A 20,774-nucleotide genomic window follows, 5' to 3' on the forward strand; every position below is an offset into this window, starting at 1 on the left:
TTTCTCCGGCTCCGATATCGTCAGGTGGCGCTGGCGCGTTCCGCCCAGGTCTGAAGTGGCGCTGAGCAACCTTGAGCATGCGCAACATATAGCGCTTGCCGTACGGAAGAGACTGCCAACCTGTCCTGGCGCTGGCTTTGAACGTAAGCGGCCAGTGCGGGCGCCTTTCGCCCGGCGAGCCGGAAAGCCTCACCGGCCATGAACATCGCCAGTGCCGACCCAAGCGGCGCATATGCATCGGCCTCAAGATAGCGACGTGCCGCTTCAAGCCACTGAGCGCGAGCGAGTAGCACTTCACCGAGTTCAATTAGGGCTGCCGACTGCTGTGGGAACATCGTTACAAGCGTTATCGCGTAGTCGCACGCACGGTCCGTGTCGCCGACGTGCAAATACTCTTTAGTGCGACTCTCGTACACGGAGAACAGGTTCTCTGTACGTAGGAACGCCTCGATCGAATTTCCCGGACGCGCATGCTCGCCTAGTTGTTGAGCTCGATCCATCTCGCGATGCATGCGTGGGATGCACCGCACACGCTGCGAATGCATCGCCGCGGCCCGCCAGATCCGCGACTGAAGAGACAGAGACAGGAAGTCGTCGCGGGTGGACAGGACACGCGCCTGCGCCACGAGCCACTCATATTCGGAAGCAGCGCTGCGCCCACTATATTGGAGCGTGAGTAGGAACGCGTTTATGCCAGCGGCGATGCGCAGGGCTGGCTTCAACCGGCCGTCCACCGCGATAGCATGACAGATGCCCAAATAGCGCTCGTGATCGATCGACGCACGATGACCTGTGCGGTGCAACCCTACTTCGACCGAGACCCTCGTCAGTCGCAGGTGCGGATCGTCACCATCGTCGGCGAGTAGTTGCCCGAGGCGCTCGTAGTCACCGAGCATCAGCAGTACGCGGGCAGCCTGACACCGCCGCCGCAGTGGCAGTTGCCTCCACTGGACCACAGCCTCGGACACGGCGCGGCAAGTATCGTTGGGATGATAGCGTCTGGTGCCGTCAAAGAGTGCGGCATCTGCACCGAGATGTGCTGCCGCGCAAACCTGTTCGCGAAAACCGGGCGGGTGACGACGCTGTATCCAGATCGGATAGAACTCGTCGTTGAGCAACGCAGTCGCACTGCGCGCCACTGCGTTGGAGAAGAACTCTGCAGTCGCGCTCTCGACCAAGTCGATCACGGGGCGGTGCAGGCGCAACCGGAGGGCAACGGCATGCATGAGAGACCTCTCGCATGTAACAACAGATTTGATTGAAAAGGAGGCAGATGTCATGCACCTGCCCCCGTTTGTTTCACTCAGTGAGCGTCTGACGAGAACAGCGTGCCGAAGTCCCGCGTCTTACGTAGAGTCTCGAAACGAACATATGCCGGAGCGACCGGCTTCGCCGGAGCTTGAGTCTTGACGGGTTGCGTTTGCATGATCGCTACTCCTTGGTGACATTGAAAAAACCACCAGCTCACATGGCTGGCGGTACTGCCAGAGAGGCAGTCCGTTGTGGGACGGATCACGTCCGTAGGGCTTGATCAGACAGAAGGCCGTCCCGGAACTCCATCCGTAAGCCGGCCGGCCTCGGCGGATGCGCTTGTTGTACTTGTCCCTCGGCCAGCAGATGCATGTTGGACTCTTTGCAACTCATTGCTGCAGCGACCAACAGTCCCGCCGAAGTCCGCTTCGTCGGACCGAGGCGCCGCGTGTCCATGCCCCAGCGGCGCGACAGCCGTTCGACAGCGACAGTCGTGCAAAAGACAAGCGTGTGTGCCCCTTGGGCCTGCGTCACGCGCATTGCCTCAAGCAGCAGTGCCTTTCCGACGATCGTAGAGATATCGGGGCTAGCGTCTCCGTGGCGCAGGTCCGTCGCAGCATAGCGTGACAGCTCCCAGACCTCCTCATCGCAAGGTGCCGAGCCGCCGTTGAGCAGGTCCGGGAACACCGAGCGCAGCAAGTAGGGTCGAGTCGTTGGCAGCAACCGTGCGTAGCCGACGATAGTGTTGACCTCGGTCGCGACCACGTGCCGCGTATAGGCCACGTCGAACCCATCTTGGTCGTGGTCATGTGGGACTGGCAGATCCCAGCCAAGTTGGCCAACGAACACCCGGTAGCGGTAGCGTGCAATATCGCAGCGGCTCGAATCCGTCAGTTCGGAATCAGCAAAACAGGCGATTCGCATGTCGACCCTCCGGTGAGACACGTGCTGTGTGTTCGGAATTTCAGTCGGTGCGGCTCGCTTCTTCAACTATGAAACCTGATAGGGTCAAACCGTCGGTCGGTTGCCTACACTGCTGAGGGACATCTAGTCCATCACCCTGCCACTAGGAATGAACATCGATGGCTATCTGTGCGTGTCACTGCCCGAACTGCCGTGGCTATGCTTCAGGCACCTTGAGACAGCTATGGATTTCGATGACGGGCTACTGTCGGACGCACGGCTCCGCTGGTCGCCAACAGCACTGAGCGACATCTGCGGCTACACCGAGTGGGCTATCCACGACTGGCCGGCGGCTTCGCTCGGCTGGGACTGGATAATGTTGCTGCCCAAGGAAGAATTGACGGTGCGCCAGCATTCGATACGAACCAATCTGCGGGTGATCGATGCCAATGGCAAATCGCTAGGCATGGCGCGCTCACTGGAGCTTCTGCACAAGGTGATAGATACACTGCCCTGGCAGCAGCACGTCGTCAAGACCATACACGCGGTGTGCGTCAACCCCATTAAGCACAGCCTGGACGCTACTCAGCCCTCGCCCGTAGACTTGATTACTGGCGACGGCTCAACGCCGTCGACTAGCGGGGGGGAGCGTGCGCGGTTGGCAGATGGCCCAGTTGCACCTCATCAGGGGCGCGACCACGAGCGATGAAACCTTCACAGCCGTAGCAGCTGAGGCACAGCGGCTCGGCTTTGAATTCTGCTCGTTCGGGATGAAGGCTCCGGTCCCACTGGCAGCGCCGCGCGTGATGTGGTGCAGCAACTACCCCGAGGCTTGGAAGCGTCGTTACGAAGCGCAGAATTACCTGTTGCAAGATCCCACAGTCAGGCATGCGATCACCAGCGATGCGCCGATCCTGTGGACCGATGAGCTATTCACATCCTGTCCGCAGCTGCGCTTGGAGGCCCAGGAGCATGGCTTGAATCATGGTTGGGCGCAACCCCGGCGCGACTTGCACGGCAACGTGAGCCTGCTGAGCTTTGTGCGCCGTGAGCCGGTCATCAACGCGGACGAGATCGCCGTAAAACAAGCACGGTTGCAGTGGCTGTCCTGTTTGTGTCACGAAGGCATGCTGAAAGTTTGGGGGGCGCGCCTGATAGGCAACATCGACAACGACGCCCTGTCGGACCGCGAGTTGGACGTGCTGCGCTGGTCCTGCGACGGCAAGACATCAGCCGACATCGCGGTGATTCTCAGCATCTCGGAGGCTACCGTGAATTTTCACGTGCGCAACGCCTGCGCCAAACTCGGCACTAGTAGCAAAACTGCCGCCGCCGTACGGGCCGCGCTGCTGGGCCTGCTGTGGTAGGCCGTTTCCAATGTCGGGACGCTCGAGATGGATGGGTTTAGCCACTGGATTAAACAACGATCGCCGGCGCGGGCCGCCGAGATCGGATAGCCTTGAGCCTCTTGCGCAGGCTGGAGGTCCTTGTGAGTAGCCCGAGCGCGTTGACGCCAGTTCCCCTCGCGGAGCTTGAAGCCACAGTTGCTCGCATGGAGTCACGGCTTTCAGCACACGAGTCAGGTTTAGTGATTTGTCTGATGGCGGCGTATCGTCAACTAGCCACTCGGTTTGAGCAAGACTTGGTTTCTCCACGTGACGTGGCCTTAGCCAAAGCAAGCACACTCATGCTGGTGCGAGAAATTGCAATGGGGCAGGATGTGATTTAGACCACTCTGGGCCGCAGCCCAGGGGCCATGCCTCTTTGCGGGCGTGGCATGTTGAGTTCTAGCATAGGCGCTTTCTGGCGCACTAAGCGACGGCATCATGGAACAACTGCGGCAACACCTGCGCCGCCGTGCCCGGCACGAGCACGTGCGCGGCGGCGTCGATCTCGCTGGGCTGCGGGTTGACGATGGCCACGAACGCGCCGGCGCGGCGTGCCGTTGCGGCCAGCCCGGCCGCCGGCCACACCGCGCCCGAGGTGCCCACCACCAGCATCACCTCGGCGGCGCATGCGGCGCGCTCGGCCGCCTCCAGCGCGCCTTCGGGCAGCGCCTCGCCGAACCACACCACGCCGGGGCGCACGAGCTTGCCGCAATCGGGGCAGCGCGGCGGCCGGCCGGGCGTGGCCTCGCGCGGGTCGCGCTGCCGCCCGCAGCGGCAGGGTTCGAGCCAGCGGTCGGCGAGGATGTCGCCGTGCAGGCGGATGGTGTCGGCATTGCCGGCGCGCTGATGCAGGTCGTCGACGTTCTGCGACACCAGCGTCAGCACGCCCGGGCGGCGCCGCGCGAACGCGCCCAGCGCGAGGTGGCCGGCGTTCGGCTGCGCGGCGCGCACGTTGGCGCGGCGCTCGGCGTACCAGTCCCACACCAACTGCGGGTCGGCGCGAAAGCCCTCCTCGCTGGCGAGTTGCCCCGGATCGAAGCGCGACCACAGCCCGGTCAGCGCATCGCGGAAGGTCGCGATGCCGCTCTCGGCCGACATGCCCGCGCCGGTGAGCACGCAGATGCGCGCGGCGCCGTCGATGCGCTCGCGCAGGTTGTGCACGTCGGCGCCGGGCTCACGCATCGGCGTCGCGCTGGCGCAGCGCCTCGTACAGGCACACACCCGACGCCACCGAGACGTTCAGGCTCTCCACCGCGCCCTTCATCGGCAGGCGCACCAGTTCGTCGCAGGTCTTGGCGGTGAGCTGGCGCATGCCGCTGCCTTCGGCGCCCAGCACCAGCGCCACCGGGCCGCGCAGGTCGGCGTCGTAGAGCGAGCGCTCGGCGCGATCCGAGGTGCCGATGACGCGGATGTCGCGCTCCTTCAGCTCGTTGAGCGTGCGCGCGAGGTTGGTCACCATGAAGTAAGGCACCGTCTCGGCCGCGCCGCTGGCCACCTTGGCGACGGTGGCGTTGACGCCCACCGCATGGTCCTTGGGCGCGATCACCGCGTGCGCGCCGGCGCCGTCGGCCACGCGCAGGCAGGCGCCGAGGTTGTGCGGGTCGGTGATGCCGTCGAGCACCAGCAGCAGCGGCGCGCCGTCCACCGCGTCCAGCGTGTCGTCGAGCGAATGGCTCCGGGCCACCGGCTGCACGCGCGCCACCACGCCCTGGTGGCGGTGCGTGCCGCAGAGCTGGCGCAATCGCTCGTCGTCGCTGTCGACGATCTTCGCGCCGGCCTCGCGGGCGCGCTCGACGAACTGCCGCATGCGCGCATCGCGGCGCGCCGCGTCGACGTGCAGCTCGATCACCGACTGCGGCGCGGTCTTCAGCCGCACGGTCACGGCATGGAAGCCGAACAGCACCTGTTTGCTCATGGCCGGCATGGTAGCCTCGCCGCATGCAAGTCATCTGCCTCGACCTCGAAGGTGTGCTCGTTCCGGAGATCTGGATCGCCTTCTCCCAGCGCACCGGCATCGCCGAGCTGGCGCGCACCACGCGCGACGAACCCGACTACGACAAGCTGATGCGCTTTCGCATAGCCCTGCTGAGGCGGCACGGCCTCAAGCTCGCCGACATCCAGGCGGTGATCGCCGGCATGGGGCCGATGGCGGGCGCGAAGGACTTCCTCGACGACCTGCGCAGCCGCTACCAGGTGATGATCCTGTCGGACACCTTCTACGAGTTCGCGCAGCCGCTGATGCGCCAGCTCGGCTGGCCGACGCTGCTGTGCCACCGGCTGGAGGTCGACGAGCAGGGCTTCGTCACCCGCCACCTGCTGCGCATGCCCGACCAGAAGCGCCATGCGGTCAACGCGCTGCGCCTGCTGAACTTCCAGGTGATCGCGGCCGGGGATTCGTACAACGACACCGGCATGCTGATGTCGGCGCATGCGGGCTTCTTCATCCACCCGCCCGAATCGATCGTCGCGCAGTTTCCGCAGTTCCCGGTGACGCGCAGTTATGCCGAGCTGAAGGCGGCGATCGACGCGGCGGCCGAGAAGCTGCGCGGCTGAGCGGGGAGCCGGCGTGCGTCAAACGCCGGCCAGCCTCGTCTTCCAATAGCCGGGCTTCCTGTCGGTGGGCGCGACCGCGACGACGTAGACCTCGCGGTCCGTGTGCAGGTACACGAGCGAGAACTTGAAGCGCCGTTCGATCACGCGACGGGTCTTGTGCTTGTACCGGGGCCAGGCCTGCGGCGTGCTGGCGGCGGCCGCTTCCGCCGCATGGACGGCGCTGTCGTAGCGCTCGGCGAGACGGGGGCTGATGGCCGCGTAGTACCGAACTTCGTGCAGGAACTCGGCCCGGGCTTCGGGGTGATAGCGAACCGTCCTCACCGCCGGATCAGGCGGCGCGCTTCCGCGTGGACATCCTCGGCCGGAATCAATTCAACCGTTGCCGACTCGATCTGCGCGACGCGGCGCTCGATCTCACGCTCCCAGGCGGCCTCGGCCTCGGCTTCGGCGTCGGGTGCTGCCTGCAAGGAGTCGAGCAACTCCGCCGCGAGGCGCGCTCGATCTTCGGGCGGCAAGGCCTTCGCCCGGGCAGACAGTTCTTCGACCAGCGTGGACATACCGAACTCCGATGGTTGAACGCGCAGTTTACGGCGCTCACCGCCCGAGCATCACCACCAGCCACAGCACGCCGATCAACACCGGCTGGTGCAGCATGTAGAAGCTCAGGCTCCAGCGGCCGAGCGCGGCCAGCGGCGCGAGCGCGGCCGGCAGCGCGCCGGCCAGCCAGGCGCGGCGATGCGCCAGCACCCAGCGCCCCGCCGCCAGGCCCCACAGCAGCACGCCCAGCCAGGGCAGGACGGGCGCGTAGTCCTCGGTGACCGGCTTGTGCGTGACCAGGCCGACCCAGTTGGTCCAGCGCGTGTCGAAGAAGGCGTGCTGCACGAGCCGCGGCAGCGCGATCGCGGCGGCGCCGGCCAGCCACAGCCCGCCTTTCATCCGCGCAAGCGGCGGCGCGAGCAGCCGCGCCAGCACCAGCATCGCCGCGATGCCGTGCAGGATGCCGAAGCTGATCCAGCTTCGCGGGAACATCAGCGCCGAGCCCAGGCTCACCAGCGCGGCGCAGCCGGCGATCTGCGCCCAGCGGCGCCAGAAGCGCGGCCAGGTCTGGCCCTGGTCCAGCGCCACCGCCAGGCTCAGCCCGGCGCAGAACAGGAACAGCGAGACGATGCACACGCGCTGCTGCGTCCAGACCGGGTCGGTGTAGAAGTTCTGGCGGATGACGCCGAAGTAGTTCAGGTCGTAGCAGAAGTGGAAGGCGGCCATCCAGACGATGGCCACGCCGCGCAGCGCGTCGAGTCGGTCGAAACGTTCCTTCGAGGGCATGTCCTGCGGACGATAGCGCAAGGGCGGGGTTATGCTTGGACGCCGATGAATCCAGCCAGCACCACCGAAGCCCACGTCCGGCGCGAGCTGCTCGAACTCGCGCTGCGCAACGCGGGCCGCAGCGCGTCGCCGCTGCTGCTGGTGGTGGCGCTGATGGTCTGGTTCGGCATCGACGTCGGCCGCACCGCGGCGGCGATCGCCTGCGGCATCATCGGCGTGCCGACCGCCGCATGGCGCTGGTGGCTGTGGCAGCGCTATCGGCAGCCAACGCCGCTGTCGGAAGCCGAGGTGCGCCGCGCCGGGCTCGGCCTGCAGGCCAATTCGGCCTCGGCCGGCATCCTCTGGGTGGTGGCCACCTTCGCCATCTATCCGCACCTGAGCCCGGCGCTTGCCACGGCCTTCGTGATCCTGGTGTGCGGCTCGGTCGCCGTGGCGGCCTATTTCATGCCGCTGGTCGGCCGCTCCTTCGCGCTGCTGACGGCGCCGCAACTGGGCGCGCTGGCCATCGTCGCCGCCGTGGGCAAGGACGACGGCTCGCTGCCGATCGCCGGCATGGTGGTCATCTTCGGCCTGACGATGGCACGCGCCGCGCGCGAGTTCACCGCCATCACGACGCAGGCGATCCGCCACAGCCTCGAAGCCGACGCGGCCAACGAATCGCTGCTGCGCGCGAAGGAAGCGGCCGAGGCGGCCAACACCGCCAAGTCGCAGTTCCTCGCGACGATGAGCCACGAGATCCGCACGCCGATGAACGGCGTGCTGGGCGCGCTCGAACTGCTGCGCAGCTCGCCGCTCGACCCGCAGCAGCGCCGCCTGGTGAAGACGGCCGCCTCGTCGGGCGAGTCGCTGATGGCCATCCTCAACGACGTGCTCGACCACTCCAAGATCGAGGCCGGCAAGCTCAACCTGGTGCGCAACCCGCTGTCGCTGCACGCCACCGCCTCGTCGGTGGTGGCGCTGTTCCGCGCCAACGCCGAGGCCAAGGGCCTGACGCTGACGCTGGACGTCGACCCGGACAGCGCCAACTGGGTGCTGGGCGATGCGCAGCGGCTCAAGCAGGTGCTGCTGAACCTGGTCGGCAACGCGATCAAGTTCACCGAGCGCGGCGGCGTCCGGCTGAGCGTCGCCCCGGCAACCGGCACGCCGGTGAGGCCGGGCGTGCGCTTCGAGGTGACCGACAGCGGCATCGGCGTGCCGCTCGAGCTGCAAGACCAGTTGTTCCAGCCCTTCCAGCAGATCGACGGCTCGCGCAGCCGGCGCGCCGGCGGCACCGGCCTGGGCCTGGCGATCAGCCAGAAGATCGTCGAGGCGATGGGCGGGCGCATCGCGCTGGACAGCCGGCCGGGGCGCGGCGCGCGCTTCCACTTCGATCTGGTGTTCGACGCCGACCCGAACCCGCCCGAGGGCGCGCTGCCCGACTCCGCGATGTCGCCGCTGGACGCGCTGCCTTCGCAGTTGTCCGGCACGGTGCTGGTGGTCGAGGACAACCCGGTGAACCGCGTGATCGCCGAGGAGATGCTGCAATCGCTCGGCCTGGACTGCATCGAGGCGCACGACGGCATGGAGGCACTCGACGTGCTGACGCGCCGCTCGGTCGACCTGGTGCTGATGGACTGCCAGATGCCGGTGATGGACGGCTACACCGCGACGCGGCACATCCGCGCCCGCGAGCTGCGGCAGCGCCTGCCGCGCACGCCGATCGTCGCGCTGACCGCCAACGCCTACGAAGAAGACAGCACGCACGCGCTCGAAGTGGGCATGGATGCCCACCTCGCCAAGCCGTACACGCGCGATCAGTTGCGCGAGATCATCTCGACCTGGCTCTGATGGCGCCCTGGTCCCCTTCGACTTCTATCTAGAGTGCGCCCCAGGCGGTGAGCCCGGTGCCGCTGCGCAGGTCGCCCCAGGCGGTGTCCAGCTCGATCTTCTTGATCTCCTCGACCGCGCCCTCCTCCGCGCCGCCGGCCTTGCGCACCTGGGCGCGCGCGAGGCGCTCCATCAGGCGCAGGTCGCGCGTGGTCAGCGTCAGCGCGGTCTCGGCCCACAGGTCGACGGCCTCGACCAGCGACTGGTAGGTGATCGGCGCGGCCATGCGCTGCGCGCGCAGCGCCGCCAGCGTGCCGCGCAGCTTGGGCTCGACGCTGCGCACCACGTCGAGGATGGCTTCCTCGCCGGCGCCGTCGTCGACGACCGCATCGACCAGGCTGCGCCGGTGCAACTGCTCGGCGGTGTAGAGGCGGCCGCTGAGGATCATGTCGTTGGCGATCGCGAAGCCCGCCTTGCGGATCGTGAACTGCCACGCGCCCATGCCCGGGAACAGGTTGAACAGCACCTCGGGGAAGCCGGCCTGCGCGCTGCGCTCGAAGATCACCTGGTGGAAGGGCAGCACCGACTCCAGCCCGCCGCCCAGCGTGTCGCCCTGCACCAGCACGGTGGTGTGCACGCCGCGCAGCGCGGCGGTTTCCATCCACCACACCAGGTCGATGCAGCGCCGGCCGTACATCTTCAGCGAGTCGATGTCCTGCGCGCGCACCAGCAGCACGAACAGCGCGAGGTCGCCGCCGAAGTTGAAGACGCCGGCGACGTCGGAGCTGAGCACGAAGTGGCGCACCACGCCGGGGTTGGCGGCGATGTCGTCGAGCATCTGCTGCAGCTCCGACATGCCGGCCAGGCTGTAGCACTGGATCGGCTTGACGCAGGTGCGCACGCGCAGCATGCCCAGCTCGCCGGTCCACTCCAGGCGCAGGTACTTGTAGGGGCGCGACAGGATCGCCGCCAGCCCGCCTCCCCGGGATGAAGCTGCGGCGGTCGTCATACCTGCTCGATGATGCGGGTGAAGTGGTGGAAGTTCAGCAGCGCGGCGTCGACGATCGCGTCCTGTGCCGGCCGGTCGCCGACGGTGACGAGGATCTTGCGCAGGTCGGCCATGTGCTCGGCGTCCATCGTCGCGTGCGAGCCGATGAAGGACACGCCGCGCTCGCCTTCGAGCAGCAGCGCCTCCTTGATCGCCGAGGCGAACGGCCCGCCGTACACCGAGGCGATCACCTCCAGCGTGTACAGCATGCCCAGCACCGAGCAGGGGTGCGAGCGCTCGGCGGCCCAGTAGTTGTAACCCACCAGAGCCTGGGTGTAGGCCGAGGGCTTCCAGCCGTCGGTGTCGGAGGCCGGCACGCCCACCGCCTCGAGGTCGTTGCGCACCCATTCCTCGTGGCCCGACTCCTCCTGCATGTGCTCGTAGAGGAAGTAGCGCACCGCCTTGTGGCTGTCGGCGATGCGGCTGGCCGCCGCCGCGCAGACCGGGTTGAAGTGCCACACCACGTGGTACAGCTCGAGCAGCAGCGTGCGGTAGCGCGGCAGCGACATGCCCTTGGCCACGGCGTCGAGCACGACGGGGTGGGTCTCGAAGGCACGGCGTGCCTCGTCGGTGCGGATCACGAGGTCCGCGAAAAACTGGCTCATCTGTGGTTTCTCCAACGACGGTCTCATCATCGACGCAAGGCGCGTGCCCTCCCGCGCGCTTGCGACGCCTCTTTTGAGACGGCATTGTGGCGGCGCAGCGCCGGCCGCACCACCGTCAACCCTGACAGGTTGACGCCGGCCCGCCACGCCGGGTGCGAATGCGGGGCTCAGCCCGGCAGCCGCTTCTTCAGCTCGGCGCGCAGCCGCTTGCAGGCCGCGGGGTCTAGCGCCGCGAGCAGGTCGAGGTCGGCGAGCAGCCGCTCGACGCGCGCCTGCGCGTTGCCGGCCTTGATGGCGTCGATCTCGGCCTTCATGCTGCGGAAGTCGTCGAAGCGGGCGTCGCCGCCCCGGGGGTCGCGCGCGTCGATCAGGATGGCCAGCGCGTCGCCGATGCGGCCGAGCTGGCGGCCGTAGCTGTGCCGCTGCGTCACCTCCGCCTCGGTCTGGGGCGAACTGCTGTTGAAGGCGTTCACGTTCAGCGTCCAGCCCGGCAGGATGGGCTGCACCAGCGTGTTCGGCGCGAGCTGCAGCGCCGCGCTCCACTGCTTGAGCCAACTGGCCGGGTCCCAGGCGGAAAAGTCGGTGGCTGCCATGGTGTTGTCCTCTCTCGGCGTCGCGGCGCCGCCCTCAGCCGACCCAGCGGCGGGCGTTGCGGAACATGCGCATCCAGGGGCTGGGCTGGCTGGCGTCGCCGCTGGTCCAGCTCATCTGCACGTTGCGGAACACACGCTCCGGGTGCGGCATCAGCACGGTGAAGCGGCCGTCGGGCGTGGTCACCGCGGTCAGGCCGTCGGGGCTGCCGTTCGGGTTGGCCGGGTAGGCCTCGGTGGGCCGGCCGTGGTGGTCGACGAAGCGCATCGCGCGCTGCACGGCCCTGGCGTCGCCGCGCTGCGAGAAGTCGGCGAAGCCCTCGCCGTGCGCCACCGCGATCGGGATGCGGCTGCCGGCCATGCCGGCGAAGAAGATCGACGGGCTGTCCAGCACCTCCACCAGCGCCAGCCGCGCCTCGAACTGCTCGCTGCGGTTGCGGGTGAACTTCGGCCAGGCCTGCGCGCCCGGGATCAGGGGCGCGAGCGCGGCCATCATCTGGCAGCCGTTGCACACGCCCAGCGCGAAGGTGTCGTCGCGCCCGAAGAAGGCCGCGAACTGCTCGGCCAGCGCCGGGTTGAACATCACCGAGCGCGCCCAGCCCTCGCCGGCGCCCAGCGTGTCGCCGTAGCTGAAGCCGCCGCAGGCGACGAAGCCCCGGAACATGTCCAGGCGCGCGCGGCCGGCCTGCAGGTCGCTCATGTGCACGTCGTAGGTCTCGAAGCCCGCCTGGTGCATCGCGTAGCTCATCTCGACGTGCGAGTTGACGCCCTGCTCGCGCAGGATCGCGAGCTTGGGTCGCGCCGCGGCGACGAAGGGCGCGGCGATGTCCTCGGCCGGATCGAACGTGAGGTGCAGGTGCAGGCCCGGGTCGTCGGGCGCGCCGGCGGCCGCGTGCTCGGCATCGGCGCAGGCCGGGTTGTCGCGCAGCGCGGCGATGCGCCAGCTCACCTCGTCCCAGGCCTGGTGCAGATCGCGCAGCGAGGCGCTGAACACCGCCTTGGCGTCGCGCCACACCTCGACCACGCCGCGCGCATTGGTCTTGCCGACGAAGTGGCTGTGCCGGCTCAGGCCGTGCGCGCGCAGCGTCTGCATCACCTCGTTGCGCACGGCGCTGGGCACTTGCAGCACCACGCCGAGTTCCTCGTTGAACAGCGCCTCCAGCGTCAGGCGCTGGCGCCGCGCGCCCACCTGGGTGGCCCAGTTCTTGGTGTCGCCGTACTCGGCGCGGCTGTCGGCGATGCCGTCGCCTTCGGTGACCAGCAGGTCGACGTTCAGGTCGACGCCCATGTGCCCGGCGAAGGCCATCTCGCACACCGTGGCCCACAGGCCGCCGTCGCTGCGGTCGTGGTAGGCGAGGATGCGGCCCTGGCCGCGCAGCTCGTTGACCGCCGCGACCAGGGCCTTCAGCAGCGCCGGGTCGTCGAGGTCGGGCACGGTGTCGCCGAACTGGCCGAGCACCTGCGCCAGCATCGAGCCGCCCATGCGCCGCCGGCCCTGGCCGAGATCGACCAGCACCAGCGTGGTGTCGCCCGGCTGAAGCTGCGGCGTCAGCGTGGGCCGCACGTCGGCGATGCTGGCGAAGGCCGAGACGATCAGGCTCACCGGCGCGGTGACCTGCTTCGCCTCACCGCCATCGTTCCAGCGCGTGCGCATCGACAGCGAATCCTTGCCCACCGGCACGCTGATGCCCAGCGCCGGGCACAACGCCATGCCGACCGCTTTCACGGTGTCGTACAGCGCCGCGTCTTCGCCCGGCTCGCCGCATGCGGCCATCCAGTTGCACGAGAGCTTGACGCGCGCCAGCTCGATCGGCGCGGCCAGCAGGTTGGTGATGGCCTCGCCCACCGCCATCCGGCCCGAGGCCGGCGCGTCCAGTGCGGCCAGCGGCGTGCGCTCGCCCATGCTCATCGCCTCGCCGGCGAAGCCGCCGTAGTCGGCCAGCGTCACGGCGCAGTCGGCCACCGGCACCTGCCAGGGGCCGACCATCTGGTCGCGGTGGTCGAGCCCGCCGACGGTGCGGTCGCCGATGGTGATCAGGAAACGCTTGCTGGCCACCGTCGGGTGGCGCAGCACGTCGAAGGCGGCCTGCTCCAGCGCCACGTCGTCGAGCTGCAGCGGCGCGGCCGCGCGCGCCACGCGCCGCACGTCGCGCTGCATGCGCGGCGGCTTGCCGAGCAGCACGTCCATGGGCATGTCGATCGCGACAGCCTGGTCGATGCCGGCACCCTGGTCGATCCGGGCACTCCGTTCGGGCTGAGCGTGTCGAAGCCCTTCGACAGGCTCAGGGCGAACGGGTGCAATGGGCTCAGGGCGAACGGGTGCAATGGGGTCAGGGCGAACCGGTGCAACGGGCTCGGGGGGAACGGGTGGAACAGGCTCGGGGCGAGCGGATGAATCCACCAGCACGAGCTGCTTCTCGTCGGTGGCCACACCGACGATCGCGAACGGGCAGCGCTCGCGTTCGGCCATCGCCCGGAACAGCGGCAGCGCGTCGGCGCGCAGCGCGATCACGTAGCGCTCCTGGCTCTCGTTGCACCAGATCTCCTTGGGCGCCAGGCCGGACTCCTCCAGCGGCACCTTGGACAGGTCGAAGCGCGCGCCCCGGCCCGCCCCGTCGACCAGCTCCGGGAACGCATTGCTGATGCCGCCGGCGCCCACGTCGTGGATCGCCAGGATGGGATTCACCTCGCCCAGCGCCCAGCAGTGGTTGATGACCTCCTGCGCGCGGCGCTGGATCTCCGGGTTGCCGCGCTGCACCGAGTCGAAATCCAGCTCGGCGGCGTTGGCGCCGGCGGCCATCGAACTCGCGGCGCCGCCACCCATGCCGATGCGCATGCCGGGGCCGCCCAGTTGCACCAGCAGCGTGCCGGCGGGGAACTCGATCTTGCGCGTCTGCGACGCCGAGATCGTGCCCAAGCCGCCGGCGATCATGATCGGCTTGTGGTAGCCGCGCCGCACGCCGGCCACCGTCTGTTCGTAGACGCGGAAGTAGCCCAGCAGGTTGGGCCGGCCGAACTCGTTGTTGAACGCGGCGCCGCCGATGGGGCCGTCGATCATGATCTGCAAGGGGCTGGCGATGTGGGCGGGCTTGCCGCAGGGCTCGCGCTCCCAGGGCTCGGGATTGTCAGGCCCGGACAAGCCGGGCCGGCCGGGCAGGTGCAGGTTGGAGACCGAGAAACCCGTCAGCCCCGCCTTGGGCCGCGAGCCGCGCCCGGTGGCGCCTTCGTCGCGGATCTCGCCGCCGGCGCCGGTGGCCGCGCCCGGGAAGGGCGAGATGGCGGTCGGGTGGTTGTGCGTCTCCACCTTCATCAGCACGTGCGCGGTGTCGCGGCGCGGCGCGTACACCGGAGCGTTGGTGTAGCCCTGCGGCAGCCAGCACTCGACCTCGTGGCCTTCCATCACGCTGGCGTTGTCGCTGTAGGCGATCACCGTGTGCTGCGGCGCGAGCTGGTGGGTGTGGCGGATCATGCCGAACATCGACTTCTCTTGCGCCACGCCGTCGATCGTGAACTGCGCATTGAAGATCTTGTGGCGGCAGTGCTCGGAGTTCGCCTGCGCGAACATCATCAGCTCGACGTCGGTCGGGTTGCGCTTCAGGCCGGTGAAGGCGTCGACCAGGTAGTCGATCTCGTCGTCGGACAGCGCCAGGCCGAAATCGGCGTTCGCCGCCACCAGCGCCGCGCGGCCGCGGCCCAGCACGTCGACGTGCTCCATCGGCTTGCCCGGCTGCTCGTCGAACAGGTGCCTCGCGTCGTCGCGCGAGCGCAGCACGCTCTCGGTCATGCGGTCGTGCAGCAGCGCGGCGCAGGCGTTCAGTTCGTCGTCGCTCAGGGCCTTGGCGCCGCCGAGCAGGCCGCTCTTGAGCACGAGGCGGTATTCGGTGACGCGCTCGACGCGCCGGATCGCCAGGCCGCAGTTGTGCGCGATGTCGGTGGCCTTCGAGGCCCAGGGCGACACCGTGCCCAGGCGCGGCGCCACCACCAGCAGCGCGCCCTCGCCCGAGCCGGCATAGGGGTCGCCGTAGCGCAGCAGCGCTTCGAGCTTGTCGCGCTCGGCGCCGGCCAGCGCATGCTCGCTCCACACCCAGTGCACGTGTCGGGCGTGCACGGCCGTGATGCGCGGCTGCACCGCCTGCAAGCGCGGCAGCAGCGCTTGCGCGCGGAAGGCGGACAGCGCGTTGCCGCCCTCGAAGTGGAACAGGTGCTGGGGGCTGGAGCTCACGCGACGGTCTCGGAATGGAAGGCCGGCCTCGGGGCCAGGGCGCCCCGGTGGAAACGCGCGATTTTACGTGGCCGGTGCTGCGGCCGAGGCCGCCGGCATTCAGCGCACTTCGGTCATGAACTTCAGCAGGCGGGCGGTGGCGTCCTTCGTGGTTTCCGGGCTGTAGATGTAGCCCCTGGAGGCCAGGCCGACCTTGTCCCAGGCATGAGACGCCTCGGGGAAGACATGCCACTGCACCGGCTTGCCGGCCGCCTTCAGCTCGTCGAGCCGGGGAAAGCACGGGGCGGCCGGCACCTCCTCGTCGCGCCCGCCCATCAGCAACAGCAGCGGCCGGTCGATGTCGTCCAGCACCAGCGCGTGGGTCTTGAACGCGCAGCTTCCGTAGTTGACCACGGTGGCCGCGAAGCGCCGCTGCGACCCCGCCAGGCTCGCACTCTGCGGCGACGCCAGCAAGGCCGAGACGAACGCCCCCCAGCTGTAGCCGACCTGGTAGATGCGTCCGCCGTCGACGAAGGGCTTGGAGGCCAGCAAGGCGAGCGCCGCATAGGCGTCGGCGATGCCGCTCGACGTGCTCGGCGTGCGCACCGCGCAGTTGTCGAAGCCGCGCGGCCCGAAGCTGTCGATCACCAGCGTCACGTAGCCGGCCGCCAGCAGCGTCTGCGCGTGCTGCTTCATGTGGGCATTGGGCGCGCCCTTGAGCCCGCCGCAGGTGTGCATCAGCACGACGGCCGGGAAAGGCCCGTCGCCCGCCGGCTTGAAGACCACGTTCGCGACGTCGGTGAACAGGCCGATCGACTCCTTCACCTCGCCGGCGAAGGCCACCGGCTTCAGGTCCAGGGGCGGCTGGAGCTGCGCCGCCAGGTCCTGGGCAGCCGCGCCCGGCGCGGCCAGGGCGAGAACGGTTGCAGCGACGGCCAGCGGGCCCACGCGTCGATTCATCATGAACGGCACCTCCCGCCCGAGTGTAGGAGAGCGCAGCCGCGCGGCGGCACGGGTCTCGCTTCCCGCGATCAGGGGTGCGGCCGGAGTCCCGCCCCGACCAGCCGGTTGCGCCCGCCCCGCTTGGCGGCATAGAGCGCGGCGTCGGCGCGCACGCACAGCGCGTGGGCGTCTTCGCCCGCGCCCGCCCGGGCCAGCCCGATGCTGACCGTGACCCGCAGCCCGGGCACGATCGCGGCCCAGTCGTGGTGGGCCACGCGCAGGCGCAGCCGTTCGCACACCTCGTCCGCCGCCGTCTCACTGCCGGTCAACACCAGCACGAACTCCTCGCCGCCGCAGCGCGCCACCAGGTCGCCGGCGCGTGTGCTCTCGCGCAACAGGCGGGCCAGCTCGCGCAGCACACCGTCGCCGGCGGCGTGGCCATGGTTGTCGTTGATGGCCTTGAAATGGTCGATGTCGATCATCGCCACGTGCAGGCTGCGTGGCGGCCCGGCGCCGTCCACGGGCAGCAACTCGGCCAGCCGCAGGTCGAGCGCGCGGCGGTTCGCCAGGCCGGTGAGCGAATCCTCGAGCGCCGCCTTGGCCGCCGCCGCGGCGCGCGCTTCGAGCTCACCGGCACGCCGGCGCAGCCGCTGCGCCTCGTGGCGCGCGTTCTGCACTTCGAGTTCGCGCAACAGGGCGCGGTTGTGCGCGTCCTGACGCTCGCGCGCCTCGCGCCGCTCCAGTGCCAGCAGCGCCTCGGCGGCCGCCAGCGCCGGCTCGGCGGCGCCGCGCGCCTTGTGCGCGCGATGGCGCATGTCGAGCAGCCGGCGCAACTGGTTCGCACGGCCGCGCAGATCGGCTTCGTCGATCCGCTCGTCGAGTAGCGCACAGGCCTGCTCCGCCGCCCCGGTGGCGATCAGCCATTCGGCTTCGTACAGCAGCGCCATCCACGCGAACGTGTGCATGCCGCTGCGCTGCGCCAGGGCACGATAGCGCTCGACCGCGTCACGCATCGCGTCCAGCTCGCCGGCCTCCAGCAGCGCCCCGCATTCGACGCCGCAGCAGTACATGCGCTGGTGCGGATGCTCGCCGCACAGCGCGCTGGCGCTGCGCACGGCCTGCAGCGCGCGCCGGGCGTCGGACTCCCGGCCGGCATCGTCGCCGTCGCGCCCGCCGCTGCGGATGCGCTGCATCAGCGTCACGGCCATGTTCATGTGGGCGGCGAAACGCGGTTCGTTTTCGCCGCATTCCTGCGCAACGTCGACCGCTTCGTGCAGATGCTCCAGGGCGCGATCGAAGTTGCCGATCGCCTCGTAGGTGCAGCCGAGCCGGTTCAGGCTCCACGACAGCAACCGCGGCGAGCCGAGCGTGCGTGCGCGTTGCAGCGCCTCCAGCGCGCACGCCAGGGCCTCGCCGGTCAGTCCGGTCTCGTTGCAGGCCTGGGTCAGCGTGTTGCGCAGCTCGATGCTCCATTCCGGCCGCTGCGCCAGGTCCACCTCCGGCAGTGCGGCTCGCCCGAACTGCACGGCCTCCTCGAGCCTCCCCTGGCGGAACACGTGCAGCGTCAACAGCGTCGCCGCACGCGCGGCGGCGGCGGGGTCGCCGCAAGCCTGCGCCAGCGCCCGCGCCTCGCGCGCATGTCGCTCGCCGGCCGTGTAGTCGGCAGCATCGCGCGCCGCCTCGCAGGCCGCGAGCAGCGACGCCAGCTCGTCGCGCGAGCCGGCGGCATCGGCAGCTTTTGCCGTCATCTCTCCGGATTCCATGCTGGATGTGCCCACAGTGGCAGCCGGGTTCGTATTTCAGCGCCGCGACGGCCGCTCGCAGGCGAGGCGCGGGCTAGGACGCGGACGTGTGCCGGTATCGGCAAGCTTCCGACGTATCCAGACAACAGGTGAGCGGTTAGGTGCAACATATAATGGGAATGATTCTTGTTCATTACAGTCAATAAAGAAGAGCCAAGCCCATGCAAACCACCCGCTCCCGCCCCCTGCGACTCAACGCCATCATGCTGGCGCTGCTGGCCGCCAGCGCCGCTTCCGCCGTGAACGCCCAGACCGCCGCCGCCGAGGAGAGGAGCGAGCCGCGAGAAGCCAAACCCGTGGTGCTGGCGCCGATCACCGTGCGCAGCACCTACGAGCGCGAAGACCTGCCCGGCCTGGCGCCGGGGCGCAAGGCGGCCAAGGGCGCGCGCCTGGGCATCCTGGGCGCCACCTCGATCGCAGACGCGCCGGTGCACGTCAACGCCTACACGCGCGAGCTGGCCGAGGACTGGTCGGCGCTGACGCTGCAGGACGTGCTGGAGAACGACTCCGCCGTCGTCTTCACCACCAATAAGAACCACCTGCTGCAGAACTTCAACCTGCGCGGGCTGGACATGGGCGCGATGGACATCGCCACCAACGGCCTGTACGGCATCGCGCCGGCCAACTCGGTGCCGATCGAGATGTTCGAGCGCGTCGAGGTGCTGCGCGGGCCGAACGTGCTGCTGTCGGGCATGCCGCCCAACAGCAGCGTGGCGGGCACCGTCAACATGGTGACCAAGCGCGCGCTGCCGCAGCCCATCGCCGAGCTGACGCTGACCTACGGCACGCGCTCCTACGGCCAGGTGCATGCCGACGTGGGCCAGCGCTTCGGCGACGCCCAGCGCCTGGGCGTGCGCTTCAACGGCGTCTATGGCGACGGCGAGATGGGCGCCAAGGGCGAGAACCAGAAGCGCCTGGTGGGCGCGCTCGCGCTCGACTACCTGGGCGACAGCGCCCGCTTCTCGCTCGACCTGTACAACAGCGTCAACAAGATCGACGGCGGCAGCCCCGGCATGTTCAACTTCCTGGGCAACGCGGCGATTCCCGGCGTGGGCGTGCTGCTGGCTCCGCCCAAGGGCGACACCAATATGTTCCGCGGCACGCACGGTAAGTACGACAACAGCGGCGTGCTGGCGCGCGCCGAGCTCGACTTCACGCGCGACTGGCAGGGCTACCTCGCGCTGGGCGGCTCCGAGGCCGAGGGCAAGGGCCTGCTGTTCGGCACCCGCGCCTTCGTCACCGGCGCGGACGGCACCACGCGCGGCGCGGTCTACCACGTGCACACCAAGTCCGAGCGCCGCACGGCCGAGGCGGGCGTGATCGGCAAGTTCGACACCGGCCCCGTCAAGCACCGCCTGCAGTTGTCGGCCAACGTCCTCAAGCACAAGGAAGGGACGGTGAACACGCCCTGCAACTACTGCTACACCACCAACATGTACGACCCGGTGGAGCCGCCCTTCCCGGCCGCGCCCACCTGGACCGACTACACCACCCGGAACGACTACCGCTCGCTGGCCGTGGCCGACATCCTGGGCTTCGCCGGCGACACGGTGCTGCTGACCGTGGGCGGGCGCCACCAGACCGTGAAGATGCCGCTGTCGAACTACAGCGAAAGCCGCTTCTCGCCGATGGTCGCCGCCGTCGTGCGCCCCTGGGGCGACGCCGTTTCGCTGTTCGGCAACTACACCGAGGGGCTGGAGCCGGGCCAGGTGGTCGGCGTGGGCTACACCAACACCGGCGACGCCCTGCCGCCGAAGCAGACCAAGCAGTTCGAGCTGGGCGTGAAGCTGCAGACCGGCGAGCTGACGCACACCTTCAGCGCCTACGAGATCAAGCGCCCGTCGTTCATCGGCGTCGACGAAGGCGGCGCCCTGCCCGCGCTGCGCGACGCCGGCGAGCAGCGCCTGCGCGGCGTGGAGTGGAGCGTGTACGGCGAACTGGCGCAGAACGTGTCGCTGCTGGGCGGCATCACCCGCCTCGAGTCCGAGCAGCGCAACACCGGCCGCGACACCTTCGGCGTACCCGAGTGGCGCGCCCGCATCGGCGCCGACTGGCAGACCCCGGTGCCGGGCCTGAAGGTGGGCGGCCGCGTGATCCACACCGGCAAGCAGTGGTCCGACTCGGGCAACCGCCTGCGCGTGCCGTCGTGGAACCGCCTCGACCTGGACGCCGGCTACGCCACCAAGTTCGTCGACACGCCCGTGCGCTTCAACGCCAGCGTCGAGAACGTCACCGACAAGAAGTACTGGATCGGCCTGTTCGCCGACGGCTTCGTGATGCCGGGCGCGCCGCGCACCTTCAAGGTGTCGGCCACGGTCTCGTTCTGGTAGACGGCCTTCCTGTCGATCCGGCACGGCCGAGT

General features: G+C 69.0%; 18 protein-coding genes. 5 read left to right on the forward strand and 13 right to left on the reverse strand.

Annotated features, from left to right (window positions below):
* Positions 1-20 precede the first annotated feature (20 nt).
* Together QM792_RS13145 and QM792_RS13150 are read right to left on the reverse strand one after the other, a co-directional pair.
* Positions 21-1,187: a tetratricopeptide repeat protein gene (locus QM792_RS13145; RefSeq protein WP_415150553.1), complete on the reverse strand. Its 1,167-nt coding sequence runs from the start codon at positions 1,185-1,187 to the stop codon at positions 21-23.
* 325 nt (positions 1,188-1,512) lie between these two features.
* A complete protein-coding gene (locus tag QM792_RS13150; protein WP_415150554.1) occupies positions 1,513-2,175 on the reverse strand; it encodes an acyl-homoserine-lactone synthase in 663 nt (220 codons plus the stop codon).
* 148 nt (positions 2,176-2,323) lie between these two features.
* On the opposite strand from QM792_RS13150, the gene QM792_RS13155 reads away from it, so the two are divergent.
* Complete coding sequence (locus QM792_RS13155; protein ID WP_415150555.1) at positions 2,324-2,863, forward strand: DUF4902 domain-containing protein; 540 nt, start codon at positions 2,324-2,326, stop codon at positions 2,861-2,863.
* Entirely contained in the window at positions 2,820-3,521 is a 702-nt protein-coding gene (locus tag QM792_RS13160; protein ID WP_415150556.1) for an autoinducer binding domain-containing protein, read from the forward strand. Before QM792_RS13155 ends, QM792_RS13160 begins: the two co-directional genes overlap by 44 nt.
* A gap of 444 nt (positions 3,522-3,965) precedes the next feature.
* Here QM792_RS13160 and QM792_RS13165 read toward each other — a convergent pair whose 3' ends face one another.
* Together QM792_RS13165 and rlmB are read right to left on the reverse strand one after the other, a co-directional pair.
* The gene (locus QM792_RS13165; RefSeq protein ID WP_415150557.1) at positions 3,966-4,724 is read right to left on the reverse strand and encodes an SIR2 family NAD-dependent protein deacylase; all 759 of its coding nucleotides are present in this window, start codon (positions 4,722-4,724) and stop codon (positions 3,966-3,968) included.
* Complete coding sequence (rlmB, locus tag QM792_RS13170; protein WP_415150558.1) at positions 4,717-5,457, reverse strand: 23S rRNA (guanosine(2251)-2'-O)-methyltransferase RlmB; 741 nt, start codon at positions 5,455-5,457, stop codon at positions 4,717-4,719. Before rlmB ends, QM792_RS13165 begins: the two co-directional genes overlap by 8 nt.
* Positions 5,458-5,480: 23 nt before the next feature.
* Here rlmB and thrH point away from each other — a divergent pair, with 23 nt between their 5' ends.
* Positions 5,481-6,095: a bifunctional phosphoserine phosphatase/homoserine phosphotransferase ThrH gene (thrH, locus tag QM792_RS13175; RefSeq protein ID WP_415150559.1), complete on the forward strand. Its 615-nt coding sequence runs from the start codon at positions 5,481-5,483 to the stop codon at positions 6,093-6,095.
* Between the two features lie 18 nt (positions 6,096-6,113).
* Here the strand turns inward: thrH and QM792_RS13180 are convergent, their stop codons facing one another.
* Genes QM792_RS13180 through QM792_RS13190 form a run of 3 tightly spaced genes read right to left on the reverse strand, consistent with a single transcriptional unit; the run spans position 6,114 to position 7,418 of the window.
* Complete coding sequence (locus tag QM792_RS13180) at positions 6,114-6,416, reverse strand: type II toxin-antitoxin system RelE/ParE family toxin (protein ID WP_415150560.1); 303 nt, start codon at positions 6,414-6,416, stop codon at positions 6,114-6,116.
* Positions 6,413-6,652 (reverse strand): addiction module protein, encoded by a 240-nt coding sequence (locus QM792_RS13185; protein ID WP_415150561.1) that lies wholly within the window; start codon positions 6,650-6,652, stop codon positions 6,413-6,415. Before QM792_RS13185 ends, QM792_RS13180 begins: the two co-directional genes overlap by 4 nt.
* A 37-nt stretch (positions 6,653-6,689) precedes the next feature.
* Positions 6,690-7,418 (reverse strand): DUF1624 domain-containing protein, encoded by a 729-nt coding sequence (locus tag QM792_RS13190; RefSeq protein ID WP_415150562.1) that lies wholly within the window; start codon positions 7,416-7,418, stop codon positions 6,690-6,692.
* Between the two features lie 45 nt (positions 7,419-7,463).
* Between QM792_RS13190 and QM792_RS13195 the strand changes: the two genes are divergently transcribed.
* Positions 7,464-9,245, forward strand: a complete 1,782-nt coding sequence (locus QM792_RS13195; protein ID WP_415150563.1) for an ATP-binding protein — start codon at positions 7,464-7,466, stop codon at positions 9,243-9,245.
* Positions 9,246-9,273: 28 nt separating this feature from the next.
* Here the strand turns inward: QM792_RS13195 and QM792_RS13200 are convergent, their stop codons facing one another.
* The 6 genes from QM792_RS13200 to QM792_RS13225 form a co-directional block, all read right to left on the reverse strand.
* Complete coding sequence (locus QM792_RS13200) at positions 9,274-10,233, reverse strand: crotonase/enoyl-CoA hydratase family protein (RefSeq protein ID WP_415150564.1); 960 nt, start codon at positions 10,231-10,233, stop codon at positions 9,274-9,276.
* On the reverse strand, positions 10,230-10,877 hold the full coding sequence (locus QM792_RS13205; RefSeq protein ID WP_415150565.1) for a TenA family transcriptional regulator: 648 nt from the start codon (positions 10,875-10,877) through the stop codon (positions 10,230-10,232). Before QM792_RS13205 ends, QM792_RS13200 begins: the two co-directional genes overlap by 4 nt.
* 167 nt (positions 10,878-11,044) lie before the next feature.
* A complete protein-coding gene (locus QM792_RS13210; RefSeq protein ID WP_415150566.1) occupies positions 11,045-11,470 on the reverse strand; it encodes a hypothetical protein in 426 nt (141 codons plus the stop codon).
* Positions 11,471-11,504: 34 nt separating this feature from the next.
* Positions 11,505-15,689: a phosphoribosylformylglycinamidine synthase gene (gene purL, locus QM792_RS13215; RefSeq protein WP_415150567.1), complete on the reverse strand. Its 4,185-nt coding sequence runs from the start codon at positions 15,687-15,689 to the stop codon at positions 11,505-11,507.
* A gap of 99 nt (positions 15,690-15,788) precedes the next feature.
* Positions 15,789-16,631 carry a dienelactone hydrolase family protein gene (locus QM792_RS13220; protein ID WP_415150568.1) on the reverse strand — a complete coding sequence of 281 codons (843 nt, stop codon included), beginning with the start codon at positions 16,629-16,631 and terminating at the stop codon, positions 15,789-15,791.
* Between the two features lie 68 nt (positions 16,632-16,699).
* Entirely contained in the window at positions 16,700-18,358 is a 1,659-nt protein-coding gene (locus QM792_RS13225; protein WP_415150569.1) for a diguanylate cyclase domain-containing protein, read from the reverse strand.
* A 215-nt stretch (positions 18,359-18,573) separates the two neighbouring features.
* Here QM792_RS13225 and QM792_RS13230 point away from each other — a divergent pair, with 215 nt between their 5' ends.
* Entirely contained in the window at positions 18,574-20,742 is a 2,169-nt protein-coding gene (locus tag QM792_RS13230) for a TonB-dependent receptor (RefSeq protein WP_415150570.1), read from the forward strand.
* Positions 20,743-20,774 lie beyond the last annotated feature (32 nt).

Origin of the sequence: Piscinibacter sp., assembly GCF_047600445.1 — a bacterium.
In the GTDB taxonomy this organism is placed as follows: Bacteria; Pseudomonadota; Gammaproteobacteria; order Burkholderiales; family Burkholderiaceae_C; genus Piscinibacter.

Coding starts and splice junctions, on each gene's coding strand:
- QM792_RS13150 (WP_415150554.1), bottom strand. CDS start 2,175: ATGCGAATCGCCTGTTTTGCTGATTCCGAACTGACGGATTCGAGCCGC.
- QM792_RS13155 (WP_415150555.1), top strand. CDS start 2,324: ATGAACATCGATGGCTATCTGTGCGTGTCACTGCCCGAACTGCCGTGG.
- QM792_RS13160 (WP_415150556.1), top strand. CDS start 2,820: ATGGCCCAGTTGCACCTCATCAGGGGCGCGACCACGAGCGATGAAACC.
- QM792_RS13165 (WP_415150557.1), bottom strand. CDS start 4,724: ATGCGTGAGCCCGGCGCCGACGTGCACAACCTGCGCGAGCGCATCGAC.
- rlmB (WP_415150558.1), bottom strand. CDS start 5,457: ATGAGCAAACAGGTGCTGTTCGGCTTCCATGCCGTGACCGTGCGGCTG.
- thrH (WP_415150559.1), top strand. CDS start 5,481: ATGCAAGTCATCTGCCTCGACCTCGAAGGTGTGCTCGTTCCGGAGATC.
- QM792_RS13185 (WP_415150561.1), bottom strand. CDS start 6,652: ATGTCCACGCTGGTCGAAGAACTGTCTGCCCGGGCGAAGGCCTTGCCG.
- QM792_RS13190 (WP_415150562.1), bottom strand. CDS start 7,418: ATGCCCTCGAAGGAACGTTTCGACCGACTCGACGCGCTGCGCGGCGTG.
- QM792_RS13195 (WP_415150563.1), top strand. CDS start 7,464: ATGAATCCAGCCAGCACCACCGAAGCCCACGTCCGGCGCGAGCTGCTC.
- QM792_RS13200 (WP_415150564.1), bottom strand. CDS start 10,233: ATGACGACCGCCGCAGCTTCATCCCGGGGAGGCGGGCTGGCGGCGATC.
- QM792_RS13205 (WP_415150565.1), bottom strand. CDS start 10,877: ATGAGCCAGTTTTTCGCGGACCTCGTGATCCGCACCGACGAGGCACGC.
- QM792_RS13210 (WP_415150566.1), bottom strand. CDS start 11,470: ATGGCAGCCACCGACTTTTCCGCCTGGGACCCGGCCAGTTGGCTCAAG.
- QM792_RS13220 (WP_415150568.1), bottom strand. CDS start 16,631: ATGATGAATCGACGCGTGGGCCCGCTGGCCGTCGCTGCAACCGTTCTC.
- QM792_RS13225 (WP_415150569.1), bottom strand. CDS start 18,358: ATGACGGCAAAAGCTGCCGATGCCGCCGGCTCGCGCGACGAGCTGGCG.
- QM792_RS13230 (WP_415150570.1), top strand. CDS start 18,574: ATGCAAACCACCCGCTCCCGCCCCCTGCGACTCAACGCCATCATGCTG.